Annotated in this window: 18 protein-coding genes; 13 read left to right on the top strand and 5 right to left on the bottom strand. The window is 62.0% G+C overall.

Annotated features, from left to right (window positions below; genetic code table 11):
- Window positions 1-12 precede the first annotated feature (12 nt).
- The 4 genes from FVF58_RS14380 to FVF58_RS14365 form a co-directional block, all read right to left on the bottom strand.
- Window positions 13-519, bottom strand: a complete 507-nt coding sequence (locus FVF58_RS14380) for a hypothetical protein (RefSeq protein WP_149670576.1) — start codon at window positions 517-519, stop codon at window positions 13-15.
- A 104-nt stretch (window positions 520-623) separates the two neighbouring features.
- Window positions 624-1,793, bottom strand: coding sequence for a bifunctional 2-methylcitrate synthase/citrate synthase (prpC, locus tag FVF58_RS14375; RefSeq protein WP_149670575.1), 1,170 nt, complete (start codon window positions 1,791-1,793; stop codon window positions 624-626).
- Between the two features lie 52 nt (window positions 1,794-1,845).
- Window positions 1,846-2,862, bottom strand: coding sequence for an HpcH/HpaI aldolase/citrate lyase family protein (locus FVF58_RS14370; RefSeq protein ID WP_149670574.1), 1,017 nt, complete (start codon window positions 2,860-2,862; stop codon window positions 1,846-1,848).
- Between the two features lie 181 nt (window positions 2,863-3,043).
- Entirely contained in the window at window positions 3,044-4,027 is a 984-nt protein-coding gene (locus tag FVF58_RS14365; RefSeq protein ID WP_149670573.1) for a malate dehydrogenase, read from the bottom strand.
- Between the two features lie 583 nt (window positions 4,028-4,610).
- Between FVF58_RS14365 and FVF58_RS14360 the strand changes: the two genes are divergently transcribed.
- The 7 genes from FVF58_RS14360 (at window position 4,611) to gltA (ending at window position 10,522) form a co-directional block, all read left to right on the top strand.
- Window positions 4,611-5,411 carry a GntR family transcriptional regulator gene (locus FVF58_RS14360; RefSeq protein ID WP_149670572.1) on the top strand — a complete coding sequence of 267 codons (801 nt, stop codon included), beginning with the start codon at window positions 4,611-4,613 and terminating at the stop codon, window positions 5,409-5,411.
- Window positions 5,412-5,566: 155 nt separating this feature from the next.
- On the top strand, window positions 5,567-5,983 hold the full coding sequence (sdhC, locus tag FVF58_RS14355; protein WP_149670571.1) for a succinate dehydrogenase, cytochrome b556 subunit: 417 nt from the start codon (window positions 5,567-5,569) through the stop codon (window positions 5,981-5,983).
- Window positions 5,984-5,986: 3 nt separating this feature from the next.
- Complete coding sequence (gene sdhD, locus FVF58_RS14350; protein ID WP_149670570.1) at window positions 5,987-6,355, top strand: succinate dehydrogenase, hydrophobic membrane anchor protein; 369 nt, start codon at window positions 5,987-5,989, stop codon at window positions 6,353-6,355.
- A 4-nt stretch (window positions 6,356-6,359) separates the two neighbouring features.
- A complete protein-coding gene (gene sdhA / locus FVF58_RS14345; protein ID WP_149670569.1) occupies window positions 6,360-8,135 on the top strand; it encodes a succinate dehydrogenase flavoprotein subunit in 1,776 nt (591 codons plus the stop codon).
- Window positions 8,136-8,159: 24 nt separating this feature from the next.
- Complete coding sequence (locus FVF58_RS14340; RefSeq protein ID WP_054034792.1) at window positions 8,160-8,864, top strand: succinate dehydrogenase iron-sulfur subunit; 705 nt, start codon at window positions 8,160-8,162, stop codon at window positions 8,862-8,864.
- 1 nt (window position 8,865) lies between these two features.
- The gene (locus tag FVF58_RS14335) at window positions 8,866-9,138 is read left to right on the top strand and encodes an FAD assembly factor SdhE (protein WP_042329019.1); all 273 of its coding nucleotides are present in this window, start codon (window positions 8,866-8,868) and stop codon (window positions 9,136-9,138) included.
- Window positions 9,139-9,220: 82 nt separating this feature from the next.
- Window positions 9,221-10,522: a citrate synthase gene (gene gltA / locus FVF58_RS14330; RefSeq protein ID WP_149670568.1), complete on the top strand. Its 1,302-nt coding sequence runs from the start codon at window positions 9,221-9,223 to the stop codon at window positions 10,520-10,522.
- Between the two features lie 156 nt (window positions 10,523-10,678).
- Here the strand turns inward: gltA and FVF58_RS14325 are convergent, their stop codons facing one another.
- Complete coding sequence (locus FVF58_RS14325; protein ID WP_149670567.1) at window positions 10,679-11,779, bottom strand: helix-turn-helix domain-containing protein; 1,101 nt, start codon at window positions 11,777-11,779, stop codon at window positions 10,679-10,681.
- A 145-nt stretch (window positions 11,780-11,924) separates the two neighbouring features.
- Between FVF58_RS14325 and FVF58_RS14320 the strand changes: the two genes are divergently transcribed.
- The 6 genes from FVF58_RS14320 to asd all read left to right on the top strand — a co-directional run bounded on the left by FVF58_RS14320 (window position 11,925) and on the right by asd (window position 18,302).
- A complete protein-coding gene (locus FVF58_RS14320; RefSeq protein WP_149670566.1) occupies window positions 11,925-13,175 on the top strand; it encodes a DUF1479 domain-containing protein in 1,251 nt (416 codons plus the stop codon).
- Window positions 13,176-13,372: 197 nt separating this feature from the next.
- Window positions 13,373-14,782, top strand: coding sequence for a 3-isopropylmalate dehydratase large subunit (leuC, locus tag FVF58_RS14315; RefSeq protein ID WP_149670565.1), 1,410 nt, complete (start codon window positions 13,373-13,375; stop codon window positions 14,780-14,782).
- Between the two features lie 5 nt (window positions 14,783-14,787).
- Window positions 14,788-14,946, top strand: coding sequence for an entericidin A/B family lipoprotein (locus tag FVF58_RS14310; RefSeq protein WP_149670564.1), 159 nt, complete (start codon window positions 14,788-14,790; stop codon window positions 14,944-14,946).
- Between the two features lie 83 nt (window positions 14,947-15,029).
- On the top strand, window positions 15,030-15,683 hold the full coding sequence (gene leuD, locus FVF58_RS14305; RefSeq protein WP_149670563.1) for a 3-isopropylmalate dehydratase small subunit: 654 nt from the start codon (window positions 15,030-15,032) through the stop codon (window positions 15,681-15,683).
- Window positions 15,684-15,755: 72 nt separating this feature from the next.
- Window positions 15,756-16,823 (top strand): 3-isopropylmalate dehydrogenase, encoded by a 1,068-nt coding sequence (leuB, locus tag FVF58_RS14300; RefSeq protein WP_149670562.1) that lies wholly within the window; start codon window positions 15,756-15,758, stop codon window positions 16,821-16,823.
- Between the two features lie 357 nt (window positions 16,824-17,180).
- Window positions 17,181-18,302: an aspartate-semialdehyde dehydrogenase gene (gene asd, locus FVF58_RS14295; protein WP_149670561.1), complete on the top strand. Its 1,122-nt coding sequence runs from the start codon at window positions 17,181-17,183 to the stop codon at window positions 18,300-18,302.
- The last annotated feature ends 74 nt before the right edge of the window (window positions 18,303-18,376 follow it).

Genomic DNA, 18,376 nt, shown 5'->3' with positions numbered 1-18,376 from the left:
TGGTGGCGGTGATTAGTTGCCGGTCTTGTTGATCGCGTTCGATTGCGTCGGAGCCGGCGCGCCTTGCTCCATCGCTGCCGTCTTGCATTCGTCTGCCAGACGCGAGCTGTCCTTGTCCTGGAACAGCATGGCCTTGGTCGGGATCACGACGAGATCCATGCCGGTTGCGGCGTCGTGGAAACGGTCCGCACCCGTGGTGGTCGCTTCGCGCGGCAGATTGTAGTTTTTGTTCGCCCAGTGAACCGTGACGATCTGGTCACGCTTCATGTCGCCCTTCATTTCGAAAGCGAGACCGTCCTTGCACGACCACTTTTCCGCGCCTTCCGGTACCGGATCGACCTTCGCTTCCTTGGCCGGATTTTCCTTGCGCTTGATCAGGCGGCGCGGCTGCGGCCGTTTTGCGACAGCCTTGGCAGCAGGCTTCGTGGTGGTCGCCGTTTGTGCGGCGGCGTCAGTCGAGACGGACAGCATCGTCGTGGACAGGGCGCCAATCACGGCAGCGATCATCAGCTTTTTCATGGAGAAAACCTTTCTATCTAGTTTCAGTTAAACATTGCGCGGGCTACCGGTCCTGGCGACCGCGCGGGTTGAACTGCACGCGCTCAGAAAGCGCACAGCGACCACTATTTTCTCCTATTTAGCGGCAGGTACTTCAAATTCTCGGGGCCGGTGTAATTCGCGCTCGGCCGGATGATCTTGTTGTCGATGCGCTGCTCGACGATGTGCGCGCTCCAGCCGGCCGTGCGCGCGATCACGAAAATCGGCGTGAACATCGCCGTCGGCACGCCCATCATGTGATACGAAACCGCGCTGAACCAGTCCAGATTCGGGAACATCTTCTTCGCTTCCCACATCACCGATTCGAGCCGCTCCGCGATCGAGAACAGCTTGCTGTTGCCCGCTTCCTTCGAGAGCTTCTGCGCGACTTCCTTGATCACCTTGTTGCGCGGATCGGAGATCGTGTACACCGGATGGCCGAAGCCGATCACCACTTCCTTGTTCTCGACGCGGCGGCGGATGTCCGCCTCGGCTTCGTCAGGCGTCTGGTAGCGCGACTGGATCTCGAACGCGGCCTCGTTGGCGCCGCCGTGCTTCGGGCCGCGCAGCGCGCCGATCGCGCCGGTGATTGCCGAGTAGATGTCCGAGCCCGTGCCCGCGATCACGCGGCCGGCGAAGGTCGAGGCGTTGAATTCGTGCTCGGCGTACAGGTTCAGCGACACGTGCATCGCGTCGACCCACGACTTCGACGGCTCGACGCCGTGCAGCAGATGCAGGAAGTGGCCGCCGATCGAATCGTCGTCGGTTTCCACCTCGATGCGCCTGCCGTTGTGCGAGTAGTGGTACCAGTACAGCAGCATCGAGCCGAGCGAGGCCATCAGCTTGTCGGCGATGTCGCGCGCGCCCGCCAGGCTGTGATCGTCCTTCTCCGGCAGCACGGTGCCGAGCACCGACACGCCGGTGCGCATCACGTCCATCGGATGCGCGGCGGCGGGAATCCATTCGAGCGCCGCCTTGACGTTCGCGGGCAGGCCGCGCAGGCCCTTGAGCTTCGTCTTGTAGGCGGTCAGTTCGGCCTGGGTCGGCAGCTTTTCGTGGACCAGCAGATAGGCGATCTCTTCGAATTCGCACGCGCTCGCGATGTCGAGAATGTCGTAGCCGCGGTAGTGCAAGTCATTGCCGGTCTTGCCGACCGTGCACAGCGCGGTGTTGCCCGCCGTCACGCCTGATAGCGCGACGGATTTCTTCGGTTTGAAGCCGCCTTGTGCACCTGCGGCTTGGGTCGTCTCGCTCATCTCCCGCCTTCTCCTGTGTGCCTGCTCGTAGCTGCTGCGTGGATCATGACGCTCATGATCCCGACTGTCCGTTAGCGCCCGCTCCCGCGAACAGCGGCGCGGCCTCTTGCGGAACGGCGCGGCCGGTGGTTTGCGCGCGGCGCAGCACCGACCAGTAATAGCGGTAGCTCGCGCGGTCGTGCAATGTGTCGTGATGGCGCGTCGGTCCCCAGTGCGCGGATTGCGCAGCCAGCAGGATTTCGGTCGCCGTGGCGATTTCTTCGTCGCGCGGCGCGAATGCGGCGACGATCGCCTCGATCTGCGCCGGGTGAATGCTCCACATCCGCGTGTAACCGAATTCGTTGCGGGCGCGCGCGGCGTCGTTCGCGACCACGCTCATGTCGCGCACTTCCGTGCTGACATTGTGCGACGGCACTTTGCCGTGTGCATGGCAGGCCGCCGAGATTTCCAGCTTCGCGCGCCGCACCAGCGGATGATCGAACTGGCCCGGCGAGCGCATTGCGGTATCGGGGATCGCGCCGTCGTGCGCGGAGACGAAATCCATCAGGCCGAAGCTTAGTGCTTCGACGCCCGGCAGTGCGGCCAGGTCGAACACGCGCGTAAGCGCGCCGTGGGTTTCGACCAGCAGTTGCACCGGTACCGGTTGCGCGATGCCCAGCTCGCGCCGCGTCGCCTCGATGAACGCGACCATTTCGGCGGCGTCGGGGAGGTTGCGGATTTTCGGCAGTGTGATGTAAGCAGGTGCTCGCTTCGCGGCGCGCAGGATCAGGCGCACGTCGTCACGCCAATGCGCGTGGTCGAAGTCGTGAATGCGCACGCCGACGCGGCCAAGGCGGTCATGCTCGCTGCCGAGCAGCGACGCGACCAGTTCCGCATGTTCCGCCTCGCGGCCGACTTGCGCGCCGTCTTCGCAATCGAGCGTGATATCGAATACCGGCCCCAGTTGCTGCTGCAACGCGAGCGATTTCAGCATCAGCTTTTCGCTACCGGCGTAGTGATCGCAGGCAGGCAGCACAGCGGGCGGCACTTCGCCGTCAAACAGCACTTCGGCGGGTGTGAGGGCGCGCATCTTCGGCGTCAGGGGTGTGGGTGGTGATTAGACAAAATCTGATTCGGTCGCGTTCTGTCCGGCCACCGCGGGGTGGCCGCAAAACGCGTTCGGATCAGCGGTGAAACGCTGCATTCGCACGAAAAAAACCGGAACCCGCTGCGGTGACGCTACGGAGTTCCGGTTCATCGGCATCTAGTGCTTAGCCGAGCAGGTGCTGAACGCCTTCGCGCTCTTCCAGCAGTTCCTGCAGCGTGCCGTCCATCTTTTCGCGCGAGAACGCGTCGATTTCCAGACCTTCGACGCGCTTGTACTCGCCGTTTTCGCACGTGACCGGCACACCGTAGATGATGTCTTCCGGAATGCCATACGAGCCGTCCGACGGAATGCCCATCGTGACCCACTTGCCGTTCGTGCCGAGGACCCAGTCACGCACGTGGTCGATTGCAGCGTTAGCCGCCGACGCCGCCGACGACAGGCCGCGCGCTTCGATGATCGCCGCACCGCGCTTGCCGACGGTCGGGATGAACGTGTTGCGGTTCCATTCTTCGTCGTTGATCAGCTTGGTCAGGTCTTGACCTTCGGCCGTTGCGACGCGGAAGTCCGGGTACATGGTCGGCGAGTGGTTGCCCCACACAGCCAGCTTTTCGATCGACGCGACCGGCTTGCCCGACTTGGCGGCCAGTTGCGAGAGCGCGCGGTTGTGGTCCAGACGCAGCATCGCGGTGAAGTTCTTCTTCGGCAGATCCGGCGCCGACTTCATGGCGATATAGGCGTTCGTGTTAGCCGGGTTGCCGACCACCAGCACCTTCACGTCACGGCTTGCAACTTCGTTCAGCGCCTTGCCCTGAACCGTGAAGATTTCAGCGTTGGCCGACAGCAGGTCCTTACGCTCCATGCCTTTCGAACGCGGACGCGCGCCGACCAGCAGGGCCACGTCTGCATCCTTGAATGCGACCTTCGGGTCGTCGGTGATCACGACGCCCGACAGCAGCGGGAATGCGCAATCATCCAGTTCCATCACGACGCCTTTGACGGCGCCTTGCGCTTGCGGCAGGTCGAGCAGTTGCAGGACGACCGGTTGATCCTTGCCGAGCAGGTCGCCATTGGCGATGCGGAACAGCAGGGAGTAAGCGATTTGACCTGCGGCGCCGGTGACGGCAACGCGCTTTGCGGGCTTAGCCATTGAGAAATCTCCAGGACGATGCGTTAGACGCTAGGGAAAACGCCATTCTATATGCGCGTTCAGCGAAGCGTTATGAAACACGGCGGAATTCACCGTTCGCGCACGGACTCGTAATGTGCCGAGGCCGGGTGGCGCACTGCGGCAAGACCGCCATGCCGGAAACCTGTACTGCCGAGCGTCCTCAACCGGTGCTTCACGTCAGCCCCCGAGGGGGCTTCCCGCGCAGCGGAAAACGCCAGACGGCCCGGTGTTTTCTCGAGAGGACGGGGGCGGGACTTCGAAACGCCGGGTAGCCGCTGCACGGTGCGGGCTCCTGCAAACAGCGCGTTTCGGCAAGCGTCTGACCAACGGATGGCGGCGAATCGAAACCTGAACTGCGAGGGAACGGCATGGTGCAGAGTGGCTGCCGGCGCGTCGCGGCACTGCAATAAACAGCCACCGAAAAAACCCGCAAACCCTTGCTCGACAAGGAGTGTAGGAGTCGTCAGACACAAAGTCAACATTATCTTATGTCTTATATAAGACACATCTATTGCGGGGAAAACCCTAGACGCACCCCAGCCCTTTATGATGAAATGCGCGGATGAATTCGAACCCGGCGAACACCACCAACCCGAGCGGCCAAGGGGCTGCGGGAGAGGGTGTATCCACCGCCGCTCCCGCTGCGTCACCTACTTTCAGCCCGTTGTATCAGCAGATCAAAGGGCTGATTACGCAGAGTCTCGAAGGCGGCGAATGGAAGCCGGGTGAGATCATTCCTAGTGAAGTCGAATTGGCGGCAAGATACAAGGTCAGCCAGGGCACGGTGCGCAAAGCAATCGACGAGCTCGCCGCCGACAACCTGCTGGTGCGCCGCCAGGGCAAGGGCACGTTTGTCGCAACGCACAACGAAGACCGCGCCCAGTTTCGATTCCTGAGATTGCTGGCCGATGACGGCGCGGAACATCCGCACGTCAGCCGTCTGCTCGAATGCCGGCGTTTGCGCGCTTCAGCGGACATCGCCCGCCAACTCGATCTGAAGCCGGCCGATCCGGTCGTGCTGATCAAGCGCTTGCTGCAGTTCGACGGCGAAATCACCGTACTCGACGAAATCTGGCTGCCCGGCGCCGTATTCCGCGGGCTCACGCTCGAACGCCTGTCGGAGTACAAGGGTCCCCTCTACGCGATGTTCGAGACGGAATTCGGCACCCGCATGATCCGCGCCACGGAGAAGATCCGCGCGGTAGCGGCGGAGCCGTCCGTGGCCGATCTGCTGCGCGTGCCGGCGGGCTTTCCGCTGCTGTCGGTCGAGCGCGTGTCCTATACATACGGGGACCGGCCGGTTGAAGTCCGGCGAGGTTGGTATGTCACAACCGGGTATTACTATCAGAACGATCTGAGCTGAATCGGGCTGAAGCAAGGTGCGCGTCCCACATGCGCGCCTGTTTGACGGCGCCTTTATCGCGCGCACTGTAACGGACCTGTGGTGGTTTTCGCTGCAGCGCGATATGAAAAGGCGCTAAAATTGCGGATTAGTGTGACTACAAGTAGGGGTCTAGCATGGCTGAAGCCGTAAAAAAACCGAGGCCGGAATTCCGGAACATCGGTATTGGGCAAATATTGACGGCATACCGTCTCCCGCTAGCGGGGCGAGTGTCGATCCTGCACCGCGTGAGCGGTGGTCTGTTGTTTGTTTTTCTTCCGTTCCTGCTGTACCTCTTTGATCAGAGCCTGACTTCCGAATTGAGTTTCGAAGTCTTCAAAGGTTTCCTCTCCAACATCATCGTCAAGCTCATCACGCTCGTTCTCGCGTGGGCTTTCCTGTTTCACTTCTGCGCCGGCGTCCGTCACCTCGTGATGGATACCAACCACAACGCGGTGACGAAGGAAAAAGGCAAGCAGACCTCTATCGTGGTCATCGTCGTGTCGTCGCTGCTCACCATTGCATTCGCGGCAAAACTGTTCGGAGCATTCTAAAAAATGTCAGCTAATAACCGAATTGGTTCGAAGCGTCTCGTCGTCGGCGCGCATTACGGTCTTCGCGACTGGCTCGCACAGCGCATCACCGCCGCCGTGATGGCGGTCTACACGGTGATCCTGCTCGCGTGGTTCTTCGGCGCGCACGATTTCTCGTACGACGGCTGGGCGTCGATCTTCGCGACGCAATGGATGAAGCTCGCCACGTTTGTCACGCTGCTGTCGCTGTTCTATCACGCGTGGGTTGGTATCCGCGACATCTGGATGGACTATGTGAAGCCCGTTGGCGTGCGCCTGTTGCTTCAGGCGCTGACGATCGTCTGGCTGCTCGCATGTGCGGGCTACGCTGCGCAGATTCTCTGGAGAGTGTAAAAGAATGGCTGCAATCAAGAATTCTCTGCCGCGTCGCAAGTTTGACGTGGTTATCGTCGGCGCAGGCGGCTCGGGGATGCGCGCTTCGCTGCAACTCGCGCGCGCCGGTCTGTCGGTCTGCGTGCTGTCCAAGGTGTTCCCGACGCGTTCGCACACGGTCGCTGCTCAAGGCGGCATCGGCGCATCGCTCGGCAACATGAGCGAAGACAACTGGCACTATCACTTCTACGACACGATCAAGGGTTCCGACTGGCTCGGCGACCAGGACGCGATCGAGTTCATGTGCCGCGAAGCGCCGAATGCAGTCTACGAACTCGAACACTTCGGCATGCCGTTCGACCGTAACGCGGATGGCACGATTTATCAGCGCCCGTTCGGCGGCCATACCGCGAACTACGGCGAAAAGCCGGTGCAACGCGCTTGCGCGGCGGCTGACCGTACCGGTCACGCGCTGCTGCACACGCTGTATCAGCAAAACGTCGCGGCCAAGACGCAATTCTTCGTCGAATGGATGGCGCTGGACCTGATCCGCGACGCCGACGGCGACGTGCTCGGCGTGACCGCGCTCGAAATGGAAACCGGCGACGTCTACATTCTCGAAGGCAAGACCACGCTGTTCGCTACGGGCGGCGCGGGCCGGATCTTCGCGGCATCGACCAACGCGTTCATCAACACCGGTGACGGCCTGGGCATGGCCGCGCGTTCGGGCATCGCACTGCAAGACATGGAATTCTGGCAATTCCATCCGACCGGCGTGGCCGGCGCGGGCGTGCTGATTACCGAAGGCGTGCGTGGCGAAGGCGGCATTCTGCGCAACTCGAACGGCGAGCGTTTCATGGAACGCTACGCGCCGACGCTGAAGGATCTGGCGCCGCGCGACTTCGTTTCGCGTTCGATGGACCAGGAAATCAAGGAAGGCCGCGGCGTGGGTCCGAACAAGGATCACGTGCTGCTCGACCTGTCGCACATCGGCGCAGAGACGATCATGAAGCGTCTGCCGTCGATCCGCGAAATCGCGATGAAGTTCGCGAACGTCGATTGCATTAAAGAGCCGATCCCGGTTGTGCCGACCATCCACTACCAGATGGGCGGTATCCCGACGAACATCAATGGTCAGGTCGTCGGTACGGCGAAGGGCCACGAAGAGGTCGTCAACGGTTTCTACGCTGTGGGCGAATGCTCGTGCGTGTCGGTGCACGGCGCCAACCGCCTGGGCACGAACTCGCTGCTCGACCTGGTGGTGTTCGGCCGCGCGGCCGGCAACCACATCGTCAAGCACGTGAAGGACATGAAGGAGCACAAGCCGCTGCCGGCCGACGCCGCCGACTTCGCGCTGTCGCGTCTGGACAAGCTCGACAAGTCGTCGTCGGGCGAGTACGCGCAGTCGGTCGCGAACGACATCCGCGGCACGATGCAGGCGCACGCCGGCGTGTTCCGCACGTCGAAGCTGCTGGCTGAAGGCGTCGAGCGCATCCGTGAAGTGGCTGAACGTGTCGACAACATCCATCTGAAGGACAAGTCGAAGGTCTTCAACACGGCCCGTATCGAAGCGCTGGAAGTGGCGAACCTGATCGAAGTGGCACGCGCCACGATGGTCTCCGCCGAAGCGCGCAAGGAAAGCCGTGGCGCGCACGCGCAGAACGACTTCGAACATCGCGACGACGAAAACTGGCTGCGCCATACGCTGTGGTTCAGCGAAGGCGATCGCCTCGACTACAAGCCGGTTCACATGAAACCGCTGACCGTCGAATCGGTGCCGCCGAAAGCGCGTACCTTCTAAGGCACAAGTCAAAGGAATTCAGAAATGGCAAAGCGTACATTTGAAATTTACCGCTACGATCCGGACAAGGACGCAGCGCCGCGCATGCAAACGTACGAGATCGAAATCGACTCGCACGAACGCATGCTGCTCGACGCGCTGCTCAAGCTGAAAGCAATGGACGAGACCTTGTCGTTCCGCCGCTCGTGCCGCGAAGGCGTGTGCGGTTCGGACGCGATGAACATCAACGGCAAGAACGGTCTCGCCTGCTTGCAGAACATGAACGACCTGCCGCAAAAGATCGTGCTGCGTCCGCTGCCGGGCCTGCCGGTCGTGCGCGACCTGATCTGCGACTTCACGCAGTTCTTCAACCAGTATCACTCGATCAAGCCGTACCTGATCAACGATACGCCGCCGCCGGAAAAGGAACGCCTGCAGTCGCCGGAAGAACGCGACGAGCTGGATGGCCTGTACGAATGTATTCTGTGCGCTAGCTGCTCGACCTCGTGCCCGAGCTTCTGGTGGAATCCGGATAAGTTCGTCGGCCCGGCTGGTCTGTTGCAAGCCTACCGTTTCATCGCGGACAGCCGCGACGAAGCGACGGGCGAACGCCTCGACAACCTGGAAGATCCGTACCGTCTGTTCCGTTGCCACACCATCATGAATTGCGTCGACGTTTGCCCGAAGGGCCTGAACCCGACCAAGGCGATTGGCAAGATCAAGGAATTGATGGTTCGCCGCGCTGTCTGAGATGGACGAAACATCGCATCAGTCCGACCCTCTCCGCCGCGCGCGCCTTCGCTGGCGTGCGCGGCGGGGCCTGCTGGAAAACGATCTGATCTTTGAACGTTTTTTCGGCCGATATGAGCATGACCTCAGCGATGCCGATGTGGGCGCACTCACGCGCCTGCTCGAGCTGAGCGATAACGACCTGATGGACTTGCTGCTGGTGCGCAAGGAACCGGAAGGCGAGCTTGCCGACCCGGATGTGATCCGGGTGCTGGAGCTGCTGCGCAACGCTTGAGCGCCGCCAGTCCTCGGCCAGTTCGTTGTCCAGGCGTGCGATTATCGAAAACCTGTATCCATACTTCGATTGAGGATGTGCTATGACCCCGTCAGATGTTAAAGCCACGCTATCGTTCAGCGACAATTCGCCGAGCGTTGAAATGCCGATTTACAAGGGCACGCTCGGCCCGGATGTGATCGACATTCGTAAACTTTACGGCCAGACCGGCAAGTTCACGTACGACCCGGGCTTCATGTCGACGGCGGCGTGCAATTCGGCGATCACCTACATTGACGGCGACAAGGGCGAGCTGCTGTATCGCGGCTACCCGATCGACAACCTCGCTGAAAACGCCGACTTCCTCGAAAGCTGCTATCTGCTGTTGAAGGGCGAACTGCCCAACGCAAAGCAGAAAGACGAGTTCGTCGACACCGTCACGAAGCACACGATGGTGCACGAGCAGATGCAGTTCTTCTTCCGCGGCTTCCGTCGCGACGCGCACCCGATGGCGATTCTGGTCGCCGCGGTCGGCGCGCTGTCGGCGTTCTATCACGACTCGCTCGACATCAACAATCCGCGTCACCGTGAAGTGTCGGCGATCCGCATGATCGCGAAGCTGCCGACGCTGGTCGCCATGGCGTACAAGTACAGCATTGGTCAGCCGTTCGTTTATCCGAAGAACGACCTGTCGTATAGCGCGAACTTCATGCGCATGATGTTCTCGAACCCGTGCGAAGAATATCAAGTCAACGACGTGCTGGTGCGCGCGCTCGACCGCATCCTGATCCTGCACGCGGACCACGAGCAGAACGCGTCGACCTCGACCGTGCGTCTCGCGGGTTCGTCGGGTGCGAATCCATTCGCGTGTATCGCAGCGGGCATCGCGTGTCTGTGGGGCCCGGCCCACGGCGGCGCGAACGAAGCCGCGCTGAACATGCTGGAAGAAATCGGCTCGGTCGACAACATTCCCGAGTTCATCAGGCAGGTGAAGGACAAGAACTCGGGCGTGAAGCTGATGGGCTTCGGTCACCGCGTGTACAAGAACTACGATCCGCGTGCGAAGCTGATGCGCGAAACCTGCCACGAAGTGCTGGAAGAGCTGGGCCTGCACGACGACCCGCTGTTCAAGCTGGCAATGGCGCTGGAAAAGATCGCGCTGGAAGACGAATACTTCGTGTCGCGCAAGCTGTACCCGAACGTCGACTTCTACTCGGGCATCGTGCAGCGCGCGCTGGGCATCCCGACGTCGATGTTCACGTGTATCTTCGCGATGGCACGTACGGTCGGCTGGATCGCGCAGTGGAACGAAATGATCGCCGATCCTGAACAGAAGATTGGCCGTCCGCGTCAGCTGTTCATTGGCGAGACGCAACGTGAAGCGAAGCCGATCGCGCAACGTTGATTGATTTGGAGTCTGCGCAGTTCGTAGCGGTTGGTTTGTTGCGAACGAGCGTAGAATCTGCGCCGAGAGGAAAACGCCCCAACGGGTTTTATCGTTGGGGCGTTTTGTTTTTGCGACGCAGCGCGTCACGTGTTGTGGCGATGCGGCGTCGACGCGTCAGCCAGGCATGCTGCCCTGGCGCGTGCGCCGTCGTGGCCGTTCGAGCGAAGGCGGACGCGTCTCCAGATTGGGCGGCGCGGCGGCCGCATCCTTCGGCGGATGGCCGTGTGTTTCGAAAAAGCGCCGGTAGGCACTCGGCGTCATGCCACGCGCAGTCAGGAACTGTCGATTGAAATTGGCGAGATTCGGAAAGCCGGCCTTCGTGGCGATCAGTGCGATGGGCCAGGCTGTGTCCGTCAATTGCCGCGTCGCGTAGCCGATGCGCAGCCGGTTCAGATAGCGTCCGACGCTTTCGCCCACATGCCGCAAGAAGTAGCGGTGCAAGGAGCGCTCCGAGAGGTTAGCCACGTCACATAGTTCGGCGACGCGCAGCGGTTCGTGGAAACGCCGGTCGAGCAGATCGAGCACGCGATTCAGACGCTCGGCTTCCGATGCGCTGCCGCCTTGCTCGACAGTCGACGCACCGATGGCTCGTTGCGCTGCCAGCGCTGACGGCACTGAAAGCGTAGACGACCCACCAGGCACCGTCTGCACCGCGCCACCTTGCCGAGTATCAGGAACACCTGTGCGTCGCGCTCCGCGCCGATGCGCAGCCGGCGACGCCAACGGCTCCGCTTCCGCCTCCGCCAGATACGCGAGCACGTCCAGCACCGCGCCCAGCCGCACACGCGGCGACTCATCCAGCAACGCATCCTTCTGCGCGCGCATCATCGTTGCGGCTTCGTTCGCAAACCGGAGTCCCGGCGCGCCGCGCCTGAGCAGCGTGCGCAGCGCAGCGAACTCCGGGCAGCAATCCGCCACCCGTCGCGCCCAATCGCCACTGAACCAGACCACGATCGCCACCTGCGGCTCGCGCGCGTCGATCGGCTCCGTGGACGCCCACGTGTGCGGCATGTCCGGCGGCACGAGCACGAGATCGTCGCCGCTGTAATCGGCGATATGGTCGCCGATGAAGCGGCGGCCGCGGCTGTTCAGCGTCAGCGTGAGTTCGTATTCGGGATGGTGGTGCCATTCGAACGGGATCTGCGCGAGCTGGCGGTGGTAGACGCGAATCGAGCAGCCGTCGGGGATAGTGACGCGTTCGTATTGGGGTTTCACGGGACGCCCCCTTGCCGCGTGGAAGGAGTGGCGGCGAATGTCCGGATTGTATCGGCAATTGGCCGGGAAAGATGCGTTTAGCCCGTCGAAGCGCCGTACTCTGGGCACAGGTCAGGCCCATACAGAATCCATAGGAGACAGCATCATGCCGCTCGTCATCGACAATATTCCGGCAGCAATCCGCGCCACCAAACGCGCCTTGCGTGCAGCATTGCCCAACTACGCGCAAGTCTTCAACGAAGTCGAAGACGCGATCCGGCTGCAGGTCGACGCGATTCGCCGCGACCGCGAGCAAGGACGAGATGCGATTCCGGTGCTGGATTACGCGTCGATTGTTTCCGGCGAGGTCGATCCGCGGACCATCGCCGGCATCAAAACGCGCGGTGCATGCGTGGTCCGCGGCGTCTTCGACCGGCAGCAGGCGAGCGACTGGAACGACGAAATCGCCGACTACGTGCAGCGCAACAACCTCGACGACAAGCTCGCGCATCGCGCCGAGGACAAATACTTCGGCAACCTGTCGTCGAGCAAGCCGCAGATTTACGGCGTCTACTGGTCGAAGCCGCAGACGGCCGCGCGCCAGTCCGAGCAACTGACGAACACGCGCGTGTTCCTGAATCGCCTGTGGACCTCGGAGAGCGACGGCAAGCAGCACTTCGACCCCGAGCGCGTGCCGGTCTACGCGGACCGGATTCGTCGCCGGCCGCCGGGCTCGGAGTCGTTGGGCTTGTCGCCGCATGTCGATGGCGGCTCCGTCGAGCGCTGGCTCGATCCGAATTTCCAGAAGGTCTACCGGCATGTGCTGTCGGGCAACTGGCGCGCCTACGATCCGTTCGATGCTGCTCACCGCCCTGACGTGCAGGAGATTCCATCGCCGGCGGTGTGTTCGATGTTCCGCACCTTCCAGGGCTGGACCGCGCTGACGCCGCAAGGCCCGGGCGACGGCACCTTGCAGTTGATCCCGATCGCCAACGCAATGGCCTACGTGATTCTGCGCGCGCTGCAGGACGACGTTCCCGACGAGGACCTCTGCGGTGCGCAACCGGCGCGCGCGCTGTCGATCCAACCGGCCTGGCACAGCCTGCTGCTCGAAGCGGTCACGCCGATCCCGCACATGCAGCCAGGTGACGCCGTGTTCTGGCACTGCGACGTCGTGCATTCGGTCGAGGACGCGCATCGCGGCAGCGGCTACAGCAACGTGATGTACATCTCGTCCGCGCCGTGGTGCGCGAAAAACGACGCGTATCTGAAGCGCCAGTTGCCGAGCTTCCTGCGCGGCGAAAGCCCGCCGGATTTCCCCGCCGATCACTTCGAGACGGACTTCATCGGCCGCGCTCAGGAGAGCGATTTGACGCCGCTCGGGCGTGCGCAACTCGGCTTCGATCTCTCACGTTGAACATGCGTGCGCGTGACGGCGCATGATGCCGCGATCACGCGCACCGTTTCCGGGTAACCTCGATACAGGTATCGACACTACCACCCAACCCCATGTTTTTTATCGGTTTTTTAGCGGATTGAAGGGCCCACGGCGGGGCGCTGCGTGGCATAATCGACCGACACAGTCAGCCCGCAGTCACTACTACCCCGCATACCATGGCACAGACTCTCTACGACAAATTGTGGAACACGCACGTGGTCCACACGGAAGAAGACGGCACGACGATTCTCTATATCGACCGTCACCTGCTGCACGAAGTGACCAGCCCGCAGGCGTTCGAAGGCCTGAAGCTGGCCGAGCGGCCGGTGTGGCGCATCAGCGCGAACCTGGCGGTCTCGGACCACAACGTCCCGACCACGGACCGCACTCACGGCATCGCCGACCCGGTGTCCAAACTGCAAGTCGACACGCTCGATTCGAACTGCGACGCGTACGGCATCACGCAGTTCAAGATGAACGACATGCGTCAAGGCATCGTGCACATCATCGGGCCGGAACAGGGCGCAACGCTGCCGGGCATGACGATCGTCTGCGGCGACTCGCACACGTCCACGCACGGCGCGTTCGGCGCGCTGGCGCATGGTATCGGCACGTCGGAAGTGGAGCACGTGCTGGCCACGCAAACGCTCTTGCAGAAGAAAAGCAAGAACATGCTGATCAAGGTCGAAGGCCAACTGCGGCGCGGCTGCACCGCGAAAGACATCGTGCTTGCGATCATCGGCAAGATCGGCACGGCGGGCGGCACCGGCTACGCAATCGAGTTCGGCGGATCGACGATCCGCGCGTTGTCGATGGAAGGCCGCATGACGGTCTGCAACATGGCGATCGAAGCGGGCGCGCGCGCCGGCATGGTCGCGGTCGACGACACCACCGTCGAATACCTGAAGGGCCGCCCGTTCTCGCCGCAGGGTGTGGAGTGGAATCAAGCGGTCGAGTACTGGAAGCAGTTCAAGTCGGACGACGGCGCGCAATTCGATCGCGTGGTCGAACTGAACGCTGCGGAAATCGTGCCGCAAGTCACGTGGGGCACGTCGCCGGAAATGGTCACGGCCGTGGACGGCCGCGTGCCGGACCCGGAACGCGAAAAGGACCCGGTCAAGCGCGATGCGATGGAACGCGCGCTGAAGTACATGGCGCTCGAGCCGAATGCGCCGATCGAATCGATCAAGCCGGATAAAATCTTCATTGGGTCGTGCACCAACGCGCGCATTGAAGACATTCGCGCCGCGGCTTACGTCGTGAAGAAACTGGGCCGCCGCGTCGCGCCGAACATCCGTCTGGCGATGGTAGTGCCGGGTTCGGGGCTCGTGAAGGCGCAGGCCGAGCGCGAAGGCCTCGACAAGGTCTTTACCGACGCGGGTTTCGAATGGCGCGAGCCGGGCTGCTCGATGTGTCTCGCGATGAACGCCGACCGGTTGGACCCGGGCGAGCGTTGCGCTTCCACGTCGAATCGTAATTTCGAAGGTCGTCAGGGCGCCGGTGGCCGTACCCACCTCGTGAGCCCCGCGATGGCCGCGGCTGCGGCGATCGAAGGGCATTTCGTCGATATTCGCAAGCTTGGATAAATCGCATGATGAAGAACATGAATCGCACCACTCTATGGCGCCGCTTCGCACTCGGTACGCTGGCCGGGCTATTGCTCGGTCTGGCCGGCTGCAATACGGTGCACGGATTCGGCCAGGACATGTCTCACCTCGGCAATTCGATCAGCAATCACGCTGAGAAATAAGCGGTTTTTGATTGTTGCCGGCGATGCGGCGAGCGGCTTTCCGGCCGCCCGCGTCGCCCGGTCTTGAAACAGGCGCAAGCGTCATGGATAAATTCATCGTACACACCGGCGTCGTGGCGCCGCTCGATCGCGAGAACGTCGACACGGACGCGATCATTCCGAAGCAATTCCTGAAGTCGATCAAGCGCACGGGCTTCGGTCCGAATGCATTCGACGAATGGCGTTACCTCGATCACGGCGAACCGGGCCAGGACAATTCGAAGCGTCCGCTGAATCCGGATTTCGTGCTCAATCAGCCGCGTTATCAGGGCGCATCGGTGCTGCTGGCGCGTAAGAACTTCGGCTGCGGCAGCTCGCGTGAGCACGCGCCGTGGGCGTTGCAGCAATACGGCTTTCGCGCGCTGATCGCGCCGAGCTTCGCCGATATCTTTTACAACAACTGCTTCAAGAACGGCCTGCTGCCGATCGTGCTGACTGAACAGCAGGTCGATCACCTGTTCAACGAAACGTATGCGTTCAACGGCTTCAAGCTGACCGTCGACCTCGACGCGCAAGTCGTGCGCACGGCGGACGGCAGCGTCGAATATCCGTTCGAAGTCGCGGGGTTCCGCAAGTACTGCCTGCTGAACGGTTTCGACGATATCGGCCTGACGCTGCGTCACGCGGACGAGATTCGCCAGTTCGAAGCGGAGCGTATCGCGAAGCAGCCGTGGCTGAATCACCGCATCGTCGGATAAGCGCGTGAGGGCCGACGGCCCGCGCGCTGATTCACGCTCAACAGTCTCGAAGAAAATCATCAAGGAATTCGCATGAAGATCGCAGTGTTGCCGGGCGACGGCATCGGTCCCGAAATCGTCAAGGAAGCCGTGAAGGTCCTGAACGTGCTCGGCGAAAAGTTCGAACTCGAAGAAGCGCCGGTTGGCGGCGCGGGCTACGAAGCGAAGGGCCACCCGCTGCCCGATTCGACGCTGGCGCTCGCGAAAGAAGCCGACGCGATCCTGTTCGGCGCCGTCGGTGACTGGAAGTACGACAAGCTCGAACGCGCGCTGCGTCCGGAGCAGGCGATTCTCGGCCTGCGCAAGCATCTGGAGCTGTTTGCGAACTTCCGTCCGGCAATCTGCTATCCGCAGCTCACCGGCGCGTCGTCGCTGAAGGAAGAGATCGTCTCGGGTCTCGACATCCTGATCGTGCGCGAACTGAACGGCGACATCTACTTCGGCGCGCCGCGCGGCGTGCGCGCCGCGCCGGACGGCCCGTTCGCCGGCGCGAAGGAAGGCTTTGACACGATGCGTTATTCGGAACCCGAAGTGCGCCGCATCGCGCACGTCGCGTTCCAGGCAGCGCAAAAGCGCGGCAAGAAGCTGACCTCGGTGGACAAAGCCAACGTGCTCGAAACGTCGCAGCTCTGGAAAGACGTGATGATCGACGTGTCGAAGGAATACGCGGACGTCGAGCTGTCGCACATGTACGTCGACAACGCCGCGATGCAACTCGTGAAGGCGCCGAAGTCGTTCGACGTGATCGTCACCGGCAACATGTTCGGCGACATTCTGTCCGACGAGGCGGCCATGCTGACGGGCTCGATCGGCATGCTGCCGTCGGCGTCGCTCGACAAGAACAACAAGGGCTTGTATGAGCCGTCGCATGGCTCCGCGCCGGATATCGCCGGCAAGGGCGTGGCCAATCCGCTGGCCACCATCCTGTCGGCGGCGATGATGCTGCGTTATTCGCTGAACAAGGCGCAGCAGGCCGATCGCATCGAAAGCGCGGTGAAGAAGGTGCTCGAGCAGGGCTATCGCACCGGCGACATTCTCACGCCGGGTTGCAAGCAGGTGGGTACCGCAGCGATGGGCGACGCCGTCGTCGCAGCGCTGTAAAGGGCGTTGGACTGAACGCGGTAAAGGGGTCGTCAAACGGCCTTTAAAACGCAAATCGGCCTCGAAACAGGTCGATTTGCGCGCAATACGGACGGCAGCGGCGAATGACGTCGCCAGATTTCGGTTTTCGTGTATATTGTAGCGATGGCGCAGATCTCCCAAATCTCCTCGATTTCCAAACTGCACGGCAAAACGGCCCGTGCGGTTGAGCTCGCCATTATCACCAAAGCTCTCATTAAAGCGACTACCCCGAAAACGATCACGAAACGCTGATCGTCCGTCGTGCCCGCTCATCTTCCCCGCGCGGTCACTGCGGGCAAAGATGCGGGGAAGTTTCCACTCGAAGGGTATGAAGTCATGAACGTAGGTCTCGTAGGTTGGCGCGGCATGGTCGGCAGCGTCCTGATGCAACGCATGCAGCAGGAAGGCGATTTCGACTTGATCGAACCGGTGTTTTTCAGCACCAGCAACGCGGGCGGCAACGCGCCGTCGTTCGCCAAAAACGAGACCAAGCTCAAAGATGCGACAAGCATCGAAGACCTGAAGAAGTGCGAAGCGATCATCTCCTGCCAGGGCGGTGACTACACCAACGAAGTGTTCCCGAAGCTGCGCGCGGCGGGCTGGAACGGCTACTGGATCGACGCGGCTTCGTCGCTGCGCATGAAGGATGACGCGGTCATCATTCTCGATCCGGTCAACCTCGACGTGATCAAGAACGCGCTGGTCAAGGGCCAGAAGAATTTCATCGGCGGCAACTGCACGGTCAGCCTGATGCTGATGGCGCTCGGCGGCCTGTTCCGCGAAAACCTCGTCGACTGGATGACGGCCATGACGTACCAGGCCGCTTCGGGCGCGGGTGCGCAGAACATGCGCGAACTGCTCCAACAAATGGGCACGCTGTACGGTGCGGCCAAGGAAGACCTGGCTGATCCGTCGTCGGCGATTCTCGACATCGACCGACGCGTGCTGAGCGCGATGAACAGCGATCGCATGCCGACCGACCACTTCGGCGTGCCGCTCGCCGGCTCGCTGATTCCGTGGATCGACAAGGACCTCGGCAACGGCATGTCGAAGGAAGAGTGGAAGGGCGGCGCCGAAACCAACAAGATTCTCGGCAAGCCGGCCATGGGCACGCCGGGTTCGATCCCGGTCGACGGTCTGTGCGTGCGCATCGGCGCGATGCGTTGCCACTCGCAGGCGCTGACCATCAAGCTGAACAAGGACGTGCCGCTCGACGAGGTGAACAGCATCCTCGCGTCGGGCAACGACTGGGTCAACGTCGTGCCGAACGAGCGCGAAGCGTCGATGCGCGATTTGTCGCCGGCGGTGGTGACGGGCACGCTGACGGTGCCGGTCGGCCGGGTGCGCAAGCTCGCGATGGGTGGCGAATTTCTGTCGGCCTTCACGGTCGGCGATCAGTTGCTGTGGGGCGCGGCCGAACCGCTGCGTCGTATGCTTCGCATTGTGCTCGACAAGTAAAGTAAACTACGCGCTCACGACGCGTAGAAAACTCAAGAAGCGTCGCGCTTGCGCGGCGCTTTTTTCATTGTGTG

The organism is Paraburkholderia panacisoli, from assembly GCF_008369935.1.
Lineage (GTDB): Bacteria > Pseudomonadota > Gammaproteobacteria > Burkholderiales > Burkholderiaceae > Paraburkholderia > Paraburkholderia panacisoli.
The sequence above is the reverse complement of the archived record's forward strand: the minus strand, read 5'-3'. Positions and strand labels throughout refer to the sequence as shown.

Bases quoted from the DNA above. Each gene is read 5' to 3' on its own strand.
- FVF58_RS14380 (WP_149670576.1), bottom strand. From the start codon at position 519: ATGAAAAAGCTGATGATCGCTGCCGTGATTGGCGCCCTGTCCACGACG.
- prpC (WP_149670575.1), bottom strand. From the start codon at position 1,793: ATGAGCGAGACGACCCAAGCCGCAGGTGCACAAGGCGGCTTCAAACCG.
- FVF58_RS14370 (WP_149670574.1), bottom strand. From the start codon at position 2,862: ATGCGCGCCCTCACACCCGCCGAAGTGCTGTTTGACGGCGAAGTGCCG.
- FVF58_RS14365 (WP_149670573.1), bottom strand. From the start codon at position 4,027: ATGGCTAAGCCCGCAAAGCGCGTTGCCGTCACCGGCGCCGCAGGTCAA.
- FVF58_RS14360 (WP_149670572.1), top strand. From the start codon at position 4,611: ATGAATTCGAACCCGGCGAACACCACCAACCCGAGCGGCCAAGGGGCT.
- sdhC (WP_149670571.1), top strand. From the start codon at position 5,567: ATGGCTGAAGCCGTAAAAAAACCGAGGCCGGAATTCCGGAACATCGGT.
- sdhD (WP_149670570.1), top strand. From the start codon at position 5,987: ATGTCAGCTAATAACCGAATTGGTTCGAAGCGTCTCGTCGTCGGCGCG.
- sdhA (WP_149670569.1), top strand. From the start codon at position 6,360: ATGGCTGCAATCAAGAATTCTCTGCCGCGTCGCAAGTTTGACGTGGTT.
- FVF58_RS14340 (WP_054034792.1), top strand. From the start codon at position 8,160: ATGGCAAAGCGTACATTTGAAATTTACCGCTACGATCCGGACAAGGAC.
- FVF58_RS14335 (WP_042329019.1), top strand. From the start codon at position 8,866: ATGGACGAAACATCGCATCAGTCCGACCCTCTCCGCCGCGCGCGCCTT.
- gltA (WP_149670568.1), top strand. From the start codon at position 9,221: ATGACCCCGTCAGATGTTAAAGCCACGCTATCGTTCAGCGACAATTCG.
- FVF58_RS14320 (WP_149670566.1), top strand. From the start codon at position 11,925: ATGCCGCTCGTCATCGACAATATTCCGGCAGCAATCCGCGCCACCAAA.
- leuC (WP_149670565.1), top strand. From the start codon at position 13,373: ATGGCACAGACTCTCTACGACAAATTGTGGAACACGCACGTGGTCCAC.
- FVF58_RS14310 (WP_149670564.1), top strand. From the start codon at position 14,788: ATGATGAAGAACATGAATCGCACCACTCTATGGCGCCGCTTCGCACTC.
- leuD (WP_149670563.1), top strand. From the start codon at position 15,030: ATGGATAAATTCATCGTACACACCGGCGTCGTGGCGCCGCTCGATCGC.
- leuB (WP_149670562.1), top strand. From the start codon at position 15,756: ATGAAGATCGCAGTGTTGCCGGGCGACGGCATCGGTCCCGAAATCGTC.
- asd (WP_149670561.1), top strand. From the start codon at position 17,181: ATGAACGTAGGTCTCGTAGGTTGGCGCGGCATGGTCGGCAGCGTCCTG.